Raw genomic sequence first — 16,422 nt, 5'->3', positions numbered from 1 at the left:
AATCATTTGTGATTTGGTCTTTTAGTTTTTATCATTCCGCTTTATTCAACTCTTCCATGTCGGCAAGGATATTATCCACTTCATCCCAAGAATAGATCGAAGCCCCTGCTGCAAACGGGTGGCCTCCGCCGTTATATTTACGGGCAATCGTATTGATGACCGGTCCTTTAGAACGGAAACGAACCCTGATTTCTTGATCCTCTTCAATGAAAAAGACCCATGACTTAACATTTTTAATCGAACCTAGCGAGGAAACGAGCTGCGATGCCTCAGATGTGGAAGCATTGAATTTTTCAAGTATATCTTTCGTGATGATCATTTTCCCCGTTCCATATGGAAGGATTTCAAAATGCTGCAGCACATATCCATTCAACCGGACTATGCTTTCCTCGACGTCATACATCTCCTGATATAACTGCGGGCGGGAGAACGAATAGTGAATCAATTCACTGGCATAGGCAAATGTCTTTTCAGTCGTGCTTTGGAATAGGAAACGACCTGTATCGCCAACAAAGCCTGCATATAGAAGGCGTGCCGCTTCATCACTCATCTTCAAGCCCTGCTCTTTACCGAACTGGTAAAACTCGTAAATCATTTCACTTGCGGAACTTGCCGATGTATCGACCCAACGCATATCCCCATATGGATCTTCATTAGGATGATGATCGATTTTAATCAGTTTATCCCCCATCGTGTAACGTGCATCACAAATCCGGTCCGTATTTGCGGTATCACAAACGATGACCAAGGCACCTTGATATGTTTCATCCGAAATCACATCGAGCCTTCTTAAATAATTCAATGACGGTTCCTCTTTCCCGACCGTATAAATTCGCTTTTCGGGGAAAGATGCTTTCAGGATTTCCGCCAATCCCCCCTGTGAACCATAAGCGTCCGGATCTGGACGGACATGACGATGGAGAATGATAGTATCATAACGCTTTATATCTGCTAATATTTCAGCTTTCATATTGATCTCCCCTTAACATATGTATTATCGAGCCTTATAAAGATGATATATTTCATTTAATCAAAAAATTGCGGAAATAGGAAGTCTCATCTTGTTTACTGTGGCATTCTCTTTCATTTCCCGCTACAATAAAAAGGTACATATGTTAAATTGGGGGAATTTCAAACGATGCCTATTCTTGTCACCTTGATCGTTCTTTCACTGGGGGTCTATCTGTTTTATAAAATCAAATCGGTCCGAACCAGAATGCCGATGGAGAAAAAGTGGATTTCAGGGAAGTCTTCCATTGCCCTCGGTGCGTTTGTCGCACTATTCGGAATCAATCAGCTTTTTCTATTCCACACGACCATCACTTATATCATTGCCGCCGTTTTCATCTTCGTTGGCTTATTCAGTATTTGGGGCGGCTATAAAATGTATAAATTTTATTTGCCGCATGCAATCGAAGAAGCTGCAAATCAAAAAGGATAATCGAATTTCGATTATCCTTTTTATTTTTCATGATCGGTCCAGCAATTGACAAGTCAACATCGCCTTGCCGACAAGTTTGCCTTGGTTAAACACCTCGACATCGACTTTTCCGAATTTACGTCCTACATCAAGGACACGCGGATGGATTTCAAGCGTACTGTCGATCTGGACTGGCTTGATGAAGTAGATCGTCATGTTTTCCACGACCAAGTCACCGCGCTTATAGCTTCTAAGTGCTCGATTTGCCGAGTCGGTGACCAATGTCGTGAACACACCGCTTGAAATGGTACCAAGGTAATTGGTCATCTGCGGGGTGACTCCATAGTTATACACTTCCTCGCCCTTGCCGCGATTCGAAGTCATCACAAGCTGGCTGGTGATCGTATCGTCGATCGTTTCGCCGACCTGAGGCTGCCTTTGACTCATTTGCAATGCCTTCAGCACATCCTGCCTGCTCACGATACCCTTTAGGATATGACTGTCATTCACGACCGGGATTAACTCGATCCCTTCCCAAACCATCATATGTGCAGAAGATGCCACACTCATTTTATCGCCTACGGTCATCGGGTTTTTCGTCATCACCTTATCGATGAGCGTCATCTCTTCCTGTCCGATGATATCTTTTGATGTGACCATTCCTTGAACCTTCATATTGTCATCGACAACAGGGAAACGGCTATGCCCCGATTCCTGATTCAGTTCATGCCAGGTCTGAACCCGGTCACCCACGGTCAAAAAGGTCGTTTCCTGTACGGGTGTCAAAATATCCTCCACCAGCAAGATTTCCTTTTTGATCAATTGGTCATAAATCGCCCGATTGATCATCGTTGCGACGGTAAATGTATCGTAACTCGTTGAGATGACTGGCATCTCCAATTCATCGGCTAACCTTTTAACGGGCTCTTCGGTATCGAATCCCCCGGTGATCAGCACCGCTGCACCCGCTTTTAACGCGTGCTCATGGGCCTGTGTACGGTTCCCGACGATCAGCAGGTTTCCTGCCCCTGTATATCTCATCATGGCATCCAGCTTCATCGCCCCGATGACGAATTTATTTAATGTCTTATGAAGTCCCGTTTTCCCTCCAAGAACTTGTCCGTCAACAATATTGACTACCTCTGCAAAAGTGAGCTTTTCAATATTCTCTTTTTTCTTTTTCTCAATGCGGATCGTGCCTACCCGCTCAATCGAGCTCACGTAGCCCTGGTTCTCCGCCTCTTTAATTGCCCGGTATGCCGTACCTTCACTAACATTCAATGCTTTCGCAATTTGACGGACGGAAATCTTCTCGCCGACAGGGAGCCCATCGATATGTTTCAATATTTGTTCATGCTTTGTAGCCAAGCGCTTCACCCTTTTCACGGTATTCCTATTACCCATTATAAGGTCAAAGAGCCCAGTTTATCAAACAACTACTAGTATTGGCGCAACCTTTTGTATTCCGGCTGGCGCTTTACCTTTTGTTTCTTAGGAGAATATAGTATGCCCGTCAAGTTTCCAGCTACCGCCAACAATGCAAACAACAGCCAGGAGCCGGCAAACAGACCCTCCAGACCGCCACTTTCCAACGACAAGCGCGGCACGGCATAATACAGCATCACACCGCATAAAAGCAAACACAGTAATAACCTCTGTTTCATCCAATCCCCCCTTTTTTTTCATCTATTCATTTTATGCCTGCGAAAGGAAAAAAGACTTGGCTGCTGAGCGAGAGTTTACTTTCAGTTAGATTCACTTTGTATGGATTCTTTTTTCATAAAAGAGGAGTGAATTTACTCGATATACATAAGGAGGAGTTTTGTTAAACATATCCATTCAATAATAGTTGCTTTGAGCGCCCTAACTATAGATGGATGTTCCGAAGCAGATACTAAAGTGGCAGTCAATGGAGAGGAAAATGATTCTAAACAGACAGATAATAAAGAAGTGTCAGAAATAAAAATGAAGTTTAGAAAAGAAACTCACTGTACGAGGTAGTTTGCAAGGAAAACAGGAAGCAGTAGTATTGGTAAAACACCAATCATCACTTGGTCCACAGCGGTGCAGACAAACGCACCAACAACCACGACTTTCCCATGCATTAGATTTTGGAAACTGGACGCTATCTCGATATGAGATATACGGAAGTGTATATGTAAAATAATGAACTTGACTTATTTTCCTAAAGTTCTCCTTTTCTAATAAAAAACAAAAAGTCTTTAGTAAAGGCGAATATAAATTGTTAAGTCTTAATGGAGAAAGAAACAGTCAACTTACAAACCTTCCAAAACTGAGGGCAATTGGGTTTCTCTCTTAGTATTAATGCAGAGTTGATTGGAGCGGGTGTGCGAGACTCCTGCGGGAATGCGAGTCCAGGGAGACTCCGCACGCGCAAAAGCGCCAAGGAGGCTCCTGGACCGCCCGCGGAAAGCGAGTGCCTGCAGTGGAAAGCGAGTGCCTGCAGTGGAAAGAAACGGTCAAATTTTACAAACCTAAAAAAAACTGTCGACACACTCCATTATCATCGAGCCTATCTATAGTCTGACGGAAGCCCCTGCAGGCTCCCGCTCCTTTTAAAAGTCTATTTCATCCCCGGCTTCCATGATCAGTCCATTTTCCTCTTCAAGCAGGTCGAGGAATTTTTCAGGATCCTGTTTGATGACAGGGAAAGTATTGTAATGAATCGGCACGACTTGTTTGGCTTGAAGGAATTTCGCTGCAAGTGCTGCATCTTCAGGGCCCATGGTGTAATTGTCGCCGATAGGCAAGAATGCCAAGTCAATCGGATGTCGTTCCCCGATCAGTTTCATATCGGAAAATACCGCTGTATCCCCTGCATGATAGATCGTTTTCCCTTCTATCGTAAGCAATATTCCAGCAGGCATTCCTAAATAAATGATTTGCCCCTCTCCATTATTGAATCCCGTTCCATGGAAAGCTGGTGTCAGTTTCACTTTTCCAAAGTCGAACTCGAAAGCTCCGCCGATGCTCATACCGTGGGTCCTGACCCCTTGATCACCCAGGTAATCGGCAATCTCTGCAATGCCGATGACAAGCGCATCATGCCTTTTGGCCAATTCAACCGTATCACCGACGTGGTCATTATGGCCATGTGTTAAGATGATCACATCCGGTTTCACATCTTCCACCTTCAAATCGGTCAATTCGTTTCCAGTAATGAATGGATCGATTAAAATCGTTTTACCATTCGTTTCGACTTTTACAACTGCATGTCCATGAAAAGATACTTTCATTTTTGATGCTCCCTTCCCATACCAACAATTTTTTAATGTAGCTTTCTTAGGCCTTTCCCATTTACTATACTTTTAAATATTGCTAAGGTAATTATATCTTATTAATGGAGGTACCGTCATGAATGAACGTTTGAAAGAACTACAAACTTGGCTACAGGCGAATGAGGCTGAAGCCGCTTTACTTACATCTACAGAGAGCATCTTCTATTTGAGCGGGTTTTTTAGTGATCCTCATGAAAGACTGCTGGCACTTGCCATTTTTGCAAATGCCGAACCTTTCCTTGTCTGCCCGCAGATGGAAGTTCCGGATGCTAAACAAGCTGGATGGGATGGAGATATCATCGGTTACACCGACATTGAAAACCCTTGGGAAAAAGTTAAACAGGCAGTCAAGGATCGCGGTTTAACCATTCATACAATGGCCATTGAAAAAGAGCATATGAATGTGGAACGTTATGAAAAGGTCCAACAACACTTCGGAGCACCGAAGCTTGTTTCCGCAGAAGAAAAACTTCAAAAGATGCGAATGATCAAATCGGAAGATGAAATGGTCAAAATCCGTGAAGCATGCCGCCTTGCCGACTTTGCGATTGAAGTGGGTGTCAGCGAAATTCATGAAGGTAAAACGGAAATGGAAATCCTTGCAGCGATTGAATACGAATTGAAAAAGGCCGGAGTGAGCCAAATGTCTTTCTCCACCATGGTCCTGACTGGTAAAAATGGCGCTTCCCCGCATGGCACACCTGGGAATACGAAGGTTCAGCGCGGCGACCTTGTCCTCTTTGACCTTGGCGTCGTTCATGAAGGGTACTGCTCTGACATTACTAGAACGGTTGCTTACGGAGATATCAATGATAAACAGGCAGAAATATATGAAACTGTACGTAGAGCACAAGAAGCTGCCGTTGCAGCCAGTAAACCTGGTGTATCCTGTTCCGAGATAGACTTGACGGCCAGAAACATCATCAGGGATAAAGGATACGGTGAATTCTTCCCGCACAGGCTCGGCCACGGACTTGGGATCAGTGTCCATGAGTATCCATCCTTGACTGAAACGAATTCACTCGAACTTCAATCCGGAATGGTTTATACCATCGAACCTGGCATATATGTTCCAAATGTTGCAGGTGTCAGGATTGAAGATGATCTATTGATCACCGATGCCGGCTGTGAGATTTTGACCAAATTCCCGAAGAGCCTGCAAATCATAAAGTGATAATGCATGAACCATTTAATATAACGAAATCCGAATACCCCCGCCTTCATTTAAGACGGGGGTATTTATTCAACAGATCAACTAATCGGTCCGCAGTTCATGCTTCATTGCTTTATCACTGCCGTCAAACCAAATGACAAGCCATTCACTATCTATTCTTATGATTCCCCTCTCGTCACCGAGATAATAAACAACATGATCTTCCTCTTTAAAATATTCCATTTCTGTTGGAGACCCTAAAAGCGTGAACACTTCATCTTTTGTCATGCCTATCAATTCATGTTCATTGATTAAGTCATCTACCAGGTAGACTCTCCCTTCAACATCATTTAACCATCTTTCAGTGGTGAACCTTGATTCAGATTCATTTCCCCCTAACATAACCACACAAAAAACCAGAAGGGCAAAGCCAAGGCTTGATATGACTATAAATCTAATTTTGGGTTTCCTTTTATTATGCTTATTGGTATATTTCCATGAAATCCTTTGAAAAAATAGTAATAGAATAAATGGAAGCAGCAGTGCTGATATACTCATTAAACTGATCGTAGCATGTACAAAATTGATGTAAGAAATAAAAATGTAATAGATCAAAGCATACAAAAGCACGTATAAATATAATGCATAGTTTACTATTTTTGAAACACTCAAAGAAAAAACTCCCCTCTGACATTAGAGGTTACCATTAATAAACAAATAAGGTAAAAAGAATAGATATTCGTCATGCAATGATTCATCACATCATAATAAGGTTGGAATCATATAATTTCCAGATTATTGGCATAAATATTCGCTAATTTGTTACAATTGAAATCAGATCCATAAGGTAAATCATTGTATAATAGGAATGAAATAGAAGGAGGAGATTCACTTGAATAGTATAGATTATAAAAATATTCTTGTAGCAGTGGACGGCTCGGAAGAAGCAGAGTGGGCCTTAAAAAAGGCCATCTACTTAGCAAAACTCAGTGACGCTACCCTTGTGCTCACACACATCGTGGATACAAGGAATTTCCCTACTGTCGAAGCTTATGATATGACTATCCGTGATCACTCTGAAACCTTTGCCAATGAGCTCTTGGACAGGTATAAAACGGAAGCCATTGCCTCCGGGATTACAAAGGTCCAAACAGAAGTTGCCTATGGTTCTCCTAAAGTTCAAATTCCAAGGGATTTAGCGAAAAAGCATTCGATCGATTTAATTGTCTGCGGTGCAACAGGCCTTAATGCAGTCGAACGTTTCCTTATCGGCAGCGTGTCGGAAGGCATCGTTCGCCATTCAAACTGTGATGTAATGGTCGTGCGTACGAATCAATAAGAGAAAATGATAAAAAGCTCGTTCGCCAAATTGGTGAACGAGCTTTTTCCTGTTATTCACTAACCAGTTTTTCCGCTTTTTCAATCGCCAGCAGGACTTGGGCAAAACCTGTACCGCCCGCACTGTTACGGCGTTTAACTGCCTCATAAGGATTTAATGCATCATAAATATCCTGATCAAACAACTCGGAAGCTTCCTGGAATTGTTCAATGGTCAGGTCGACTAAATAGCAGCCATTCTGGACACAGAACAATACAAGCTTCCCGACCACTTCGTGCGCCTCACGGAAAGGCATTCCCTTTGAAGCCAGGTAATCAGCTAATTCCGTCGCATTCGAGAAGTCATTTTTTGTTGCTTTTTCCATTACGTCCGTTTTCACTTTCATCGTTGAAATCATGCCGGCAAATATTTTAAGTGAACCAACAATGGTCTTAACCGTATCAAAAACGCCTTCTTTATCTTCTTGCATATCTTTGTTATAAGCAAGCGGCAGTCCTTTCAAAACAGTCAATAACCCCGTTAGGTTCCCATAAACCCGTCCTGTTTTACCACGGATCAATTCCGCCATATCAGGGTTTTTCTTTTGCGGCATGATGCTGCTTCCAGTGGAAAACGCATCATCCAATTCAATGAATTGGAATTCCTGGCTTGACCAGAGAATGATTTCTTCGCTGAAACGGGATAAATGCATCATCATTGTCGCGCTGTTGCTCATGAATTCAATGGCAAAATCACGATCACTTACCGCATCAAGGCTGTTTTCGTATATTCCCTCAAACCCCAATAGCTCCGCACTGAGGGCACGGTCAATCGGAAAAGTCGTCCCAGCTAATGCCCCAGCACCCAATGGAGAAATGTTGATTCTTTTGAAACTCTCGGTGAAGCGCTGCTTGTCACGCTCAAGCATCCAAAAATAGGCCATTAAATGGTGGGCAAACGAAATGGGCTGTGCACGCTGTAAATGTGTATAACCTGGAATCAGTGTTTCCACATTTTTCTTGGATTGTCCCAAAATCGCTATTTGCAAATCATTGATGAGTTCCAGAATCACTTTCGTTTGGTTCCGCATATACAGATGAAGGTCGGTTGCAACTTGGTCATTACGGCTTCTTCCTGTATGAAGCTTTCCGCCAACTGGACCGATTTCGCTTATTAGCATACTTTCCAGGTTGAGGTGGATATCTTCCATCTCAACCTTAAAAGTCAATTCACCCTTCTCAGCTTTTTCCTGTAAACTTTTCAGACCCGCAATGATCTGACCCGCATCTTCTTCAGGTAAAATGCTGCATTGCTTTAACATGGTTACATGAGCTAAACTGCCTTGAATATCTTCAAGGACAAGTTCCTGGTCAAAGGAAATGGAAGCTCCGAACTCATCTACCCATTCTTCGGCAGATTTCGTAAATCTTCCTCCCCAAAGCTTGCTGCTCACACGGTCACCTTCTTGCTATTGACCATGCTGTTCACTTTCGTTGGAAGTCCCCATAGCTTAATGAATCCAACTGCTGCATCATGATCGAATTCGTCCGCTTTTGTATAGGTAGCCAATTTTTCGTCATATAGGGAGTACTCGGATTTTCTTCCTTCAACAATCGCATGACCTTTGAATAGTTTCACACGTACCGTACCCGTTACATTCACTTGTGTTTCTTTCAGGAATGCAGCCAAAGCTTTTTGAAGCGGAGAGAACCAAAGTCCCTCATAAATCAATTCAGTCATTTTCTTCTCGATCACCGGTTTGAAGTGAGCCAGTTCTTTAACAAGCGTGATATCTTCAAGTTCTTTGTGTGCAGCTATCAATGTCATCGCACCAGGAGCTTCATAGACTTCACGTGATTTGATCCCTACTAATCTATTTTCAACGTGATCGATACGTCCAACTCCGTGTTTGCCGGCAATTTGATTCAACTCGACGATCAGGTCAGCCAATTTATAGTTTTTATCATTCAATGTAACCGGCACACCTTGTTCAAAACCAATTTCAATGATATCGGCAGTATCTGGCGTGCATTCAAGGCTTGTAGTCAAATCATAGGCCTCTTCCGGCGGAGCTGCCCAAGGATCTTCCAGGATTCCGCATTCGTTACTTCTTCCCCAAAGGTTTTGGTCAATCGAGAACGGGCTCGCCATGCCAATCGGAACGGGAATGCCATTTTTCGCTGCATATTCAATCTCCTCTTCACGAGACCATTTCCAGTCACGAACAGGTGCAAGAACTTGCAAATTAGGGTTCAATGCGGAGATTGATACTTCGAAACGCACTTGGTCATTTCCTTTTCCCGTACAACCGTGCGCAACGGCAACCGCGTTTTCCGCTTCAGCCACTTCCACTAATTTCTTCGCGATCAGCGGACGTGATAAAGCTGATACCAATGGATATTTCCCTTCATACAAAGTATGTGCCTGAAGAGCCGTCAATGCGAATTCATCAGCGAATTCGTCCTTCGCATCAATGACATATGAACTTACCGCACCAACAGTGATCGCTTTTTCCTTAATGAAGTCCAAATCTTTTCCTTCTCCGACATCCAAGCAGCATGCCACAACTTCGTACCCTTGATCTTGTAACCATTTAATTGCAACGGAAGTATCCAAACCTCCGGAATATGCTAAAACAACTTTTTGATTTTCCATTTCCATCGTCCTTTCGTGTGAATAAAAATTCATCGTTTGTTATTTTTATTCATTCTATGATTAGTACTTTATCATCTTTATTAATGAAATACAAGGGGTATTTTAAAGATTTCGCTAAATAATCCCCTATTATTTTCAGGGAATTTACACATTGGATGCTTCCGCGAGAATATAGTAAACTAGGAGTATGATAAATCGAAAAGCGGAGGGCATATGAGAGAACTATTTATCTATGATGAAAGGCTCGGCATCTCCATTCCTGATTTGAATTTGGAGTGGGATGAATATACAAAAGGCGAGCAGCAGCAAATACTCGTACATTGGGAGAATATCAGGGGAAGCATTCCGGACCGCATCAAGGAACTGGAATCCACGATAAACCGAAAGCAGTTTCGGCTCTCCGATGAGAGTAATTTCGCCAAATCATGCCAGCTCAATTCCGAAATTGCGGAACTTGCTTCCATCATCAATGATTTATGGCTTTGGTATCGTGCCAATCAAGCCGTGACGGAAAAGATGCATAATTAAGGCCTATTCCATGCAAAAAAAGCCACAGTTTAAAACTGTGGCTTTTTTTGCATCCCTCTTATAAATCCTTGCGAAGTTCACCGACGACATGTCCCAATTCCGGAAGTATCAATTTATTCATTGCAAGCCGAACCGCCCCTGATGAACCTGGGGTGGAAAAAACCGCTTTGTTGTTCACGACTCCGGCAATTGCCCTGGATAGAATGGCAGCCGCCCCGATATCCTCTTGATAGCTGAGCATACGGAAAATCTCGCCAAAACCGGGTATTTCCTTGGTCATCAATTCTTTGACCGCCTCGATCGTTAAATCCCTTTTGGCGATGCCAGTGCCCCCATTTGTTAATATGACATCAACCATGCCGCTTTGACTGCCAGAAGTGACCGCATCCTGAATCGCCTTCCGCTCATCCTTAACGATTACATATTCCGTCACTTCATGACCACTCGATTTCAATAATTCCTTCATCAGTGCCCCGCTTTTATCCGTTTCTTCATCGCGCGTATCGCTGACGGTTATCACCATGCAGCGAACTGCCTCCGTGACGGCTTTTTTATGATTCTTGACACTCATTCTCCATCAGCCTTCTTTTCCAGTAAATAACGATATTGATAGAACTTCTGGGCAAATTCACTGACATTCCGGGTCATTTGATAATTGGATCCAGCCCCGATGGCCATGCTGATGAACGGTATGCCCCGAACCAGTTTTTTGCGGAAAACGGCAATGGATAATGCTTTCAACAGCTGCTTGAGCGGCTGTTCCATCCAGGTAGGGTTTGTCAATTCTTCGATTCCTAAATAAAAATAGTCATCTTCTGCTGTCTGTACCTCACGGATCAATTCTTCCCAGGCTATTCCTTGGAGCCTCTTTGGCATCGCTCCTGCATTGAATACCTTAAGGGCCAGCATCATTTCAAACGGTGTATTCACCTCGATACCATAAGACATCGCAATCAGCTGTACGATCCTGACATTGATGACGGTCATGGCCGGAATATCGCTCCCCAGCAAAAGCAGGCCTCCTGATCCGCTCATCCCGCCTTGTGCAAAAGAATATAAGCGATGCTTAGCGATATGCTGATTGGCTATGTAATTCAACTGATCGATCGATAAGTGATTCAAATCACTCAACGTTTCGATTTCTTCATTAAACACGCGCGCAGATGCTAAAATCCGCTCTCTTGCATCTATTTGAACTTGTGAGCTCTGAACCATGGCATGCAAATGAAAAAGCCAAGTATCAAGCTTTTCAAAAAACTGTTGTTGGACGTTTTCCGGTAGCAGGGCAAACCCCTGCTCCAACCATTTATCATACAATGCAGCAAGATCCGTTGGCTCATATTGATAGAGTTTTTCCTGCCATTCACTAATTTCATTCCAAACTTTCATTTCCCGGTTCGTGAATTCCATGCATCAAGCCTCCTATGTACAGAATTGGTGGATTCTCCCTTAAGTATACCATAGAAAGAAGCATTTCTCAGAATGGATGATGGCGATCCGGCGTTCAAGGATATGGGTTGCCAGTACATAATATCAATGAGAAGTCGAATTCCGCTGGTGAAAATTGATAGACTTCATTCACTGGAAAGACCCCCTTACCAAAGAGATAAGGAGATCATTATAAAAAAAACAGGAAGTCATGCTTTCCAGGTTTCTTTCAAAGCTATTTTCACGGTATCCCTGACAATCATGATTTCTTCATTGGTTGGGATGACCATGACTTTGACAGGTGAATAAGGTGTATTGATGAACGCTTCCTTGCCCTTGGTATGATTGAGATCCTTATCCCAATATACCCCCATGAATTCAAGTCCCTCCAAGATACGCCCTCTAATCTTTTGACTGTTTTCACCGATGCCCGCTGTAAAAATGATGCCGTCCACACCTCCCATTTTAGCTGAATAGGAGCCAATGTACTTATGAATCCGATCTGCAAATACTTTAAGTGCGAGTTCAGCCCGCTCATTTCCTTTATCCGCTTCAACTTGAATATCGCGCAGGTCGCTGGAAAATCCGGAAAGGGCTAGCATGCCGCTTTCCTTATTCAGGACATCCAGCACTTCATCTGCAGTTTTTCCCGTCTTCTCCATGATATAAGGAATCAGTGCAGGGTCGATGTTCCCTGACCGCGTTCCCATGGTAACACCGGCCAAGGGAGTAAACCCCATTGATGTATCAATCGATTTGCCTCCCTTTATGGCCGTAATGCTTGCACCATTCCCTAAATGGCAGGATATCAATCGAAGCTGTTCAATTGGGCGGCCAATCATTTCGGCAGCACGCTGCGATACATATTTATGTGAAGTACCATGAAACCCATACTTCCTAATTCCGTACTTTTCATAATATTCAAGAGGTAAGCTGTACAAATAGGAACCTGCTGCCATCGTTTGATGGAAGGCCGTATCGAATACCGCAACCGCTGGCACATCATCAAGTATTCGCCTGAAGGCTTGGATTCCGGTGATATTGGCTGGATTATGAAGGGGCGCCAACTCGGAAAGCTTTTCGATTTCCTCTATTACATCCTCCGTGATCAAGACCGAGTCACTGAATACCTCGCCGCCATGCACCACCCGATGCCCTACGCCATCTATCTCTTCAAAGGAGTCAATGATGCGATGGTCAATAAGCTTTTTCAATAAAAGCCCTACAGCCACTTCATGATTGGGTATATCCACCGTTTCAGAAACATTTTCGCCTTCGACGCTTAAAGTGAATGCGGAATTTTTCAAGCCGATTCTTTCTACAATACCTTTTGTAATTACTTTTTCACTAGGCATCTCAAAAAGCTGAAACTTCAATGAAGAGCTGCCCGCATTAATAGCCATGACTTTTGACATCGCTCCTGCTCCTTTACTCTAAGTTAGTTCCTCCATATTCATCTCAATGAAACGTGCTGTGTATAGTACAATCTTATCATGGCATGCGATTACAACCAAATGATAACGAAGAATTGCAATAATCATTCCTTCAAAAAAAAATGAAAGCCAATGCCTGAGGCATCAGCTTTCATTGATTATTTTTCCTCTTTAAACCAATCATCCATCTGTTGCATGACAGACCTTGTCGCTTCGAAATCCGACAACTTCGGAAGTTGTACAAGCAATGCCTTCTTCGGAGCTTCGATCCCCTCTTTTTTCTTTTGAAGGATCAAGATGCTTTTGGCAGCCGATTCATTCTTGAACATGGAAAGCGGCAGTTGCACCATCCCTTGGATATGTGTATGCTTCTTCAGGAAATCATTGAGTTTCGGAGCTTCCTCCGAGACGAACAGGTTATTCGGGACAATGAAGAATAGGTGTCCGCCATCCTTCGCGTGTTTAACACCTTGTTCAATAAACAAATGATGTGCATACGAATGTCCCTTGTCGGCCTTCAATTCATATTCAGCTGCACGCACATCATTCGGGTAATAACCAATCGGCAAATCACTGACCACAACATCTGAAGGATCGATGAAAAGTGGCTCCAAGCTGTCCTGATTGAAAAATTCCAGTGGATGTTCTTGCAGGTTGGCACCAGCATAAGCAAGCCTGATCAAGGTTTCATCAATCTCGACACCATATGAAGCGATGTTCTTATCAGTAAGCTGATTCATGATCGCAAATAGTAAGTTCCCCGTCCCAATGGCTGGATCGAGCATGACTATCTCTTTTTGGTCCTTGGTGAATTTACCGACTAAATAGCTGACGAACATGCCGACTGCATCAGGAGTCATATGATGATTCGGCTGAACGCTCTGCTGCATGCCTTTTAAAATGGCAAGCTGATACGCTTTACGGATTGCTTCCTTCTCATATTTCTCTGGTGAAAAATCTGCATAATGCTTCGCTAACCTTTTCTTCGATACTTCACTGATTTCATCCTGCAGGACTTTCCCTTGGAAGAAATTCTCGCCCGTTTCGCCCAAGGCGTCCAGATACGTACATGATAGTTCACTTTGCAATATTTGAGCTGTTTCATCAAATTCATAAAATAATTGTTCAACTGGGGTAGACTTCACTTATTAATTCCTCCTGTTTGCTTCTGTCCCTATTTTAAAGGTAAGAAGAAAGAGATACAAGCCGTACGTCCTGCTCATCATTCTTCGATTATTTAACGTACCGTTTTCCGTTTTGAAATTCCGCCTATAAGGAATCTCCCGCGGCCACTCCCTTTTCAAAATTTTAACGATGAGTAAGTAAAAGGTAATTTAAATACGACGTTGATTTCCACTTCAGGCACTCGCTTTCCGCGGGCGGTCGGGGAGCCTCCTCGGCTTGCGCCTGCGGGGTCTCCCTAGACACGCTTTTCCCGCAGGAGTCTCGTACCTTACGTTCCATTCAACTTTGTTTTGAAATTCAGATAGAAAACCTTTTGTCTAATAAAGTGGCTTGGATTGTCACAACCCGAACCATGAAATGTTATTGGGGGACTTGATTTCCGTTCCAGGCACTCGCTTTCCGCGGGCGGTCGGGAAGCCTCCTCGGCTTGCGCCTGCGGGGTCTACCCTAGACACGCTTTTCCCGCAGGAGTCTCGTTCCTTACGTTCCAAGCAACTTTGTTTTGAAATTTAGATAGAAATCTTTTGTCTAAAAAAGTGGCTAGGACTGGTCACAAACCGAACCATGAAATGTTATTCGGGGACTTGATTTCCGTTCCAGGCACTCGCTTTCCGTGGGCGTTCCGGGGAGCCTCCTCGGCTTGCGCCTGCGGGGTCTCCCCTGGACACGCTTTTCCCAGCAGGAATCTCGTACCTTACGTTCCAATCAACTTTGTTTTGAAATTCAGATAGAAAACCTTTTGTCTAAAACGGGTTGTTTTGTTGCCCTGTAATTTTTTATTACTTGGATAGGCTCAATGAAGGCCCAAACAGAATACCATGCATGAGGTGGTGATTATATATGGATAATCAATATCAAAACTATCATGGGCAGGTTAATCCGATAAATCAGCAACATGATATTCAGTCAACAGATGAATTTAACAGGCAACAGCAGGGGTTTCAACAAGGTTTTCGTCAAGGATTTCGTCAAGGGTATCGACAAGGATATCGAGAAGGTTTTCGAGCAGGGCAACAATCGGGGTTTTTCCCAGGACCAAGACAAATGCCATCGTGGCCTAATGAAATTGACATAAGAGTTGGAACACCTAATGGTCAGGAATGGTCTGGCAAGGTTGTTTTACCACAAAATGGTCCGACTTTCGAGCCTTAACTGAATCCAGATATAATAAATGATACCCTTCAATTGAAATGAAATGTATCGATCGACACAACTTTCCAATGAACATTAAATCCTAAAAAGGACCTGTCCACTTCAACGACAAGGTGTTTATCAACAAGAAAATCAACATTATAACAAAAAACCGGGCACATTGTGCCCGGTTTCTTAAATTCGCATCTTATTTTGCCGCTTTCGCCGCTTCGATTGCACCTTCGTAATTTGGATGGTTCGTACCTTCACTCACATATTCTACATATGTGATTTCATCAGAGCTGTTCACAACGAATACAGAGCGAGCCAATAGACGAAGTTCTTGCATGACGACACCATATGCTTCACCGAATGAAAGGTCACGGTGATCGGAAAGAACTTGAACATTGTCCAAGCCGCTGGCAGCACACCAGCGTTTTTGCGCGAAAGGAAGGTCGTTACTGATCGTCAGTACTTTCACATTATCCAATTTTGCCGCTTCTTCGTTGAATTTACGTGTCTGTGCATCACATACGCCTGTATCCACGGATGGAACAACGCTGATAATGCGGACAGAACCCTTGGAGTCGCTTAAAGTAACCGGTGATAAGTCATTAGCCAATACTGTAAAATCAGGTGCTTTGTCCCCAACTTTTAGTTCTTGTCCCACTAAAGTGATCGGGTTGTTCTTAAATGTAACTGAAGCCATTAATAATTCCTCCCTTTTCTGCTATATGTACAAGCATAATAATATTTGTTTTGCCGGAATTTTGCAATTAATTGAATCAGGAAATGTGAATGATGCATGCACAAGTTCGCCAACCGAGCTTTTTTCGGTGCAAAGGAAGAATGCAGCAAAAAGAAAAACTCGG

The 16,422-nt window shown here is 43.3% G+C and carries 17 protein-coding genes; 5 read left to right on the top strand and 12 right to left on the bottom strand.

Annotation, left to right across the window (positions count from 1 at the left end; genetic code table 11):
- Positions 1-31: 31 nt before the first annotated feature.
- Positions 32-970 (bottom strand): DHH family phosphoesterase, encoded by a 939-nt coding sequence (locus AC3WLU_RS15270; RefSeq protein ID WP_492597507.1) that lies wholly within the window; start codon positions 968-970, stop codon positions 32-34.
- A gap of 168 nt (positions 971-1,138) precedes the next feature.
- Between AC3WLU_RS15270 and AC3WLU_RS15265 the strand changes: the two genes are divergently transcribed.
- A complete protein-coding gene (locus AC3WLU_RS15265) occupies positions 1,139-1,441 on the top strand; it encodes a YtpI family protein (protein ID WP_034309143.1) in 303 nt (100 codons plus the stop codon).
- Positions 1,442-1,468: 27 nt separating this feature from the next.
- On the opposite strand, the gene AC3WLU_RS15260 is transcribed toward AC3WLU_RS15265, so the two are convergent.
- The 3 genes from AC3WLU_RS15260 to AC3WLU_RS15250 all read right to left on the bottom strand — a co-directional run bounded on the left by AC3WLU_RS15260 (position 1,469) and on the right by AC3WLU_RS15250 (position 4,677).
- Positions 1,469-2,788 carry a DRTGG domain-containing protein gene (locus AC3WLU_RS15260; RefSeq protein WP_034311452.1) on the bottom strand — a complete coding sequence of 440 codons (1,320 nt, stop codon included), beginning with the start codon at positions 2,786-2,788 and terminating at the stop codon, positions 1,469-1,471.
- A gap of 71 nt (positions 2,789-2,859) precedes the next feature.
- On the bottom strand, positions 2,860-3,084 hold the full coding sequence (locus AC3WLU_RS15255) for a hypothetical protein (RefSeq protein WP_034309145.1): 225 nt from the start codon (positions 3,082-3,084) through the stop codon (positions 2,860-2,862).
- A gap of 912 nt (positions 3,085-3,996) precedes the next feature.
- Positions 3,997-4,677 (bottom strand): metal-dependent hydrolase, encoded by a 681-nt coding sequence (locus AC3WLU_RS15250; RefSeq protein WP_048681095.1) that lies wholly within the window; start codon positions 4,675-4,677, stop codon positions 3,997-3,999.
- Between the two features lie 118 nt (positions 4,678-4,795).
- Here AC3WLU_RS15250 and AC3WLU_RS15245 point away from each other — a divergent pair, with 118 nt between their 5' ends.
- On the top strand, positions 4,796-5,893 hold the full coding sequence (locus AC3WLU_RS15245) for a M24 family metallopeptidase (RefSeq protein ID WP_264639175.1): 1,098 nt from the start codon (positions 4,796-4,798) through the stop codon (positions 5,891-5,893).
- Positions 5,894-5,974: 81 nt separating this feature from the next.
- On the opposite strand, the gene AC3WLU_RS15240 is transcribed toward AC3WLU_RS15245, so the two are convergent.
- Complete coding sequence (locus AC3WLU_RS15240) at positions 5,975-6,544, bottom strand: hypothetical protein (protein WP_492597506.1); 570 nt, start codon at positions 6,542-6,544, stop codon at positions 5,975-5,977.
- Positions 6,545-6,773: 229 nt separating this feature from the next.
- Here AC3WLU_RS15240 and AC3WLU_RS15235 point away from each other — a divergent pair, with 229 nt between their 5' ends.
- Positions 6,774-7,211 carry a universal stress protein gene (locus tag AC3WLU_RS15235; RefSeq protein ID WP_063577658.1) on the top strand — a complete coding sequence of 146 codons (438 nt, stop codon included), beginning with the start codon at positions 6,774-6,776 and terminating at the stop codon, positions 7,209-7,211.
- A gap of 52 nt (positions 7,212-7,263) precedes the next feature.
- On the opposite strand, the gene argH is transcribed toward AC3WLU_RS15235, so the two are convergent.
- A complete protein-coding gene (argH, locus tag AC3WLU_RS15230) occupies positions 7,264-8,643 on the bottom strand; it encodes an argininosuccinate lyase (RefSeq protein ID WP_492597505.1) in 1,380 nt (459 codons plus the stop codon).
- Positions 8,640-9,845, bottom strand: coding sequence for an argininosuccinate synthase (locus AC3WLU_RS15225; RefSeq protein WP_034309158.1), 1,206 nt, complete (start codon positions 9,843-9,845; stop codon positions 8,640-8,642). Before AC3WLU_RS15225 ends, argH begins: the two co-directional genes overlap by 4 nt.
- A gap of 213 nt (positions 9,846-10,058) precedes the next feature.
- On the opposite strand from AC3WLU_RS15225, the gene AC3WLU_RS15220 reads away from it, so the two are divergent.
- A complete protein-coding gene (locus AC3WLU_RS15220; protein WP_034309161.1) occupies positions 10,059-10,373 on the top strand; it encodes a hypothetical protein in 315 nt (104 codons plus the stop codon).
- Between the two features lie 58 nt (positions 10,374-10,431).
- Here the strand turns inward: AC3WLU_RS15220 and AC3WLU_RS15215 are convergent, their stop codons facing one another.
- From AC3WLU_RS15215 to AC3WLU_RS15200, 4 genes are all read right to left on the bottom strand, one after another.
- Positions 10,432-10,944 (bottom strand): MogA/MoaB family molybdenum cofactor biosynthesis protein, encoded by a 513-nt coding sequence (locus AC3WLU_RS15215; RefSeq protein WP_492597504.1) that lies wholly within the window; start codon positions 10,942-10,944, stop codon positions 10,432-10,434.
- Positions 10,941-11,783 carry an EcsC family protein gene (locus tag AC3WLU_RS15210; RefSeq protein WP_412994332.1) on the bottom strand — a complete coding sequence of 281 codons (843 nt, stop codon included), beginning with the start codon at positions 11,781-11,783 and terminating at the stop codon, positions 10,941-10,943. Before AC3WLU_RS15210 ends, AC3WLU_RS15215 begins: the two co-directional genes overlap by 4 nt.
- A gap of 227 nt (positions 11,784-12,010) precedes the next feature.
- Positions 12,011-13,216: an acetate kinase gene (locus AC3WLU_RS15205; RefSeq protein ID WP_377331027.1), complete on the bottom strand. Its 1,206-nt coding sequence runs from the start codon at positions 13,214-13,216 to the stop codon at positions 12,011-12,013.
- A gap of 176 nt (positions 13,217-13,392) precedes the next feature.
- Entirely contained in the window at positions 13,393-14,379 is a 987-nt protein-coding gene (locus AC3WLU_RS15200; RefSeq protein WP_034309170.1) for a class I SAM-dependent methyltransferase, read from the bottom strand.
- Between the two features lie 880 nt (positions 14,380-15,259).
- Between AC3WLU_RS15200 and AC3WLU_RS15195 the strand changes: the two genes are divergently transcribed.
- Complete coding sequence (locus tag AC3WLU_RS15195) at positions 15,260-15,571, top strand: hypothetical protein (RefSeq protein WP_063575487.1); 312 nt, start codon at positions 15,260-15,262, stop codon at positions 15,569-15,571.
- Between the two features lie 187 nt (positions 15,572-15,758).
- Here the strand turns inward: AC3WLU_RS15195 and tpx are convergent, their stop codons facing one another.
- The gene (gene tpx / locus AC3WLU_RS15190) at positions 15,759-16,259 is read right to left on the bottom strand and encodes a thiol peroxidase (RefSeq protein ID WP_034309176.1); all 501 of its coding nucleotides are present in this window, start codon (positions 16,257-16,259) and stop codon (positions 15,759-15,761) included.
- Between the last annotated feature and the right edge of the window lie 163 nt (positions 16,260-16,422).

The sequence above is a fragment of the Peribacillus sp. FW305-BF15 genome (genome assembly GCF_058783805.1).
The sequence above is the reverse complement of the archived record's forward strand: the minus strand, read 5'-3'. Positions and strand labels throughout refer to the sequence as shown.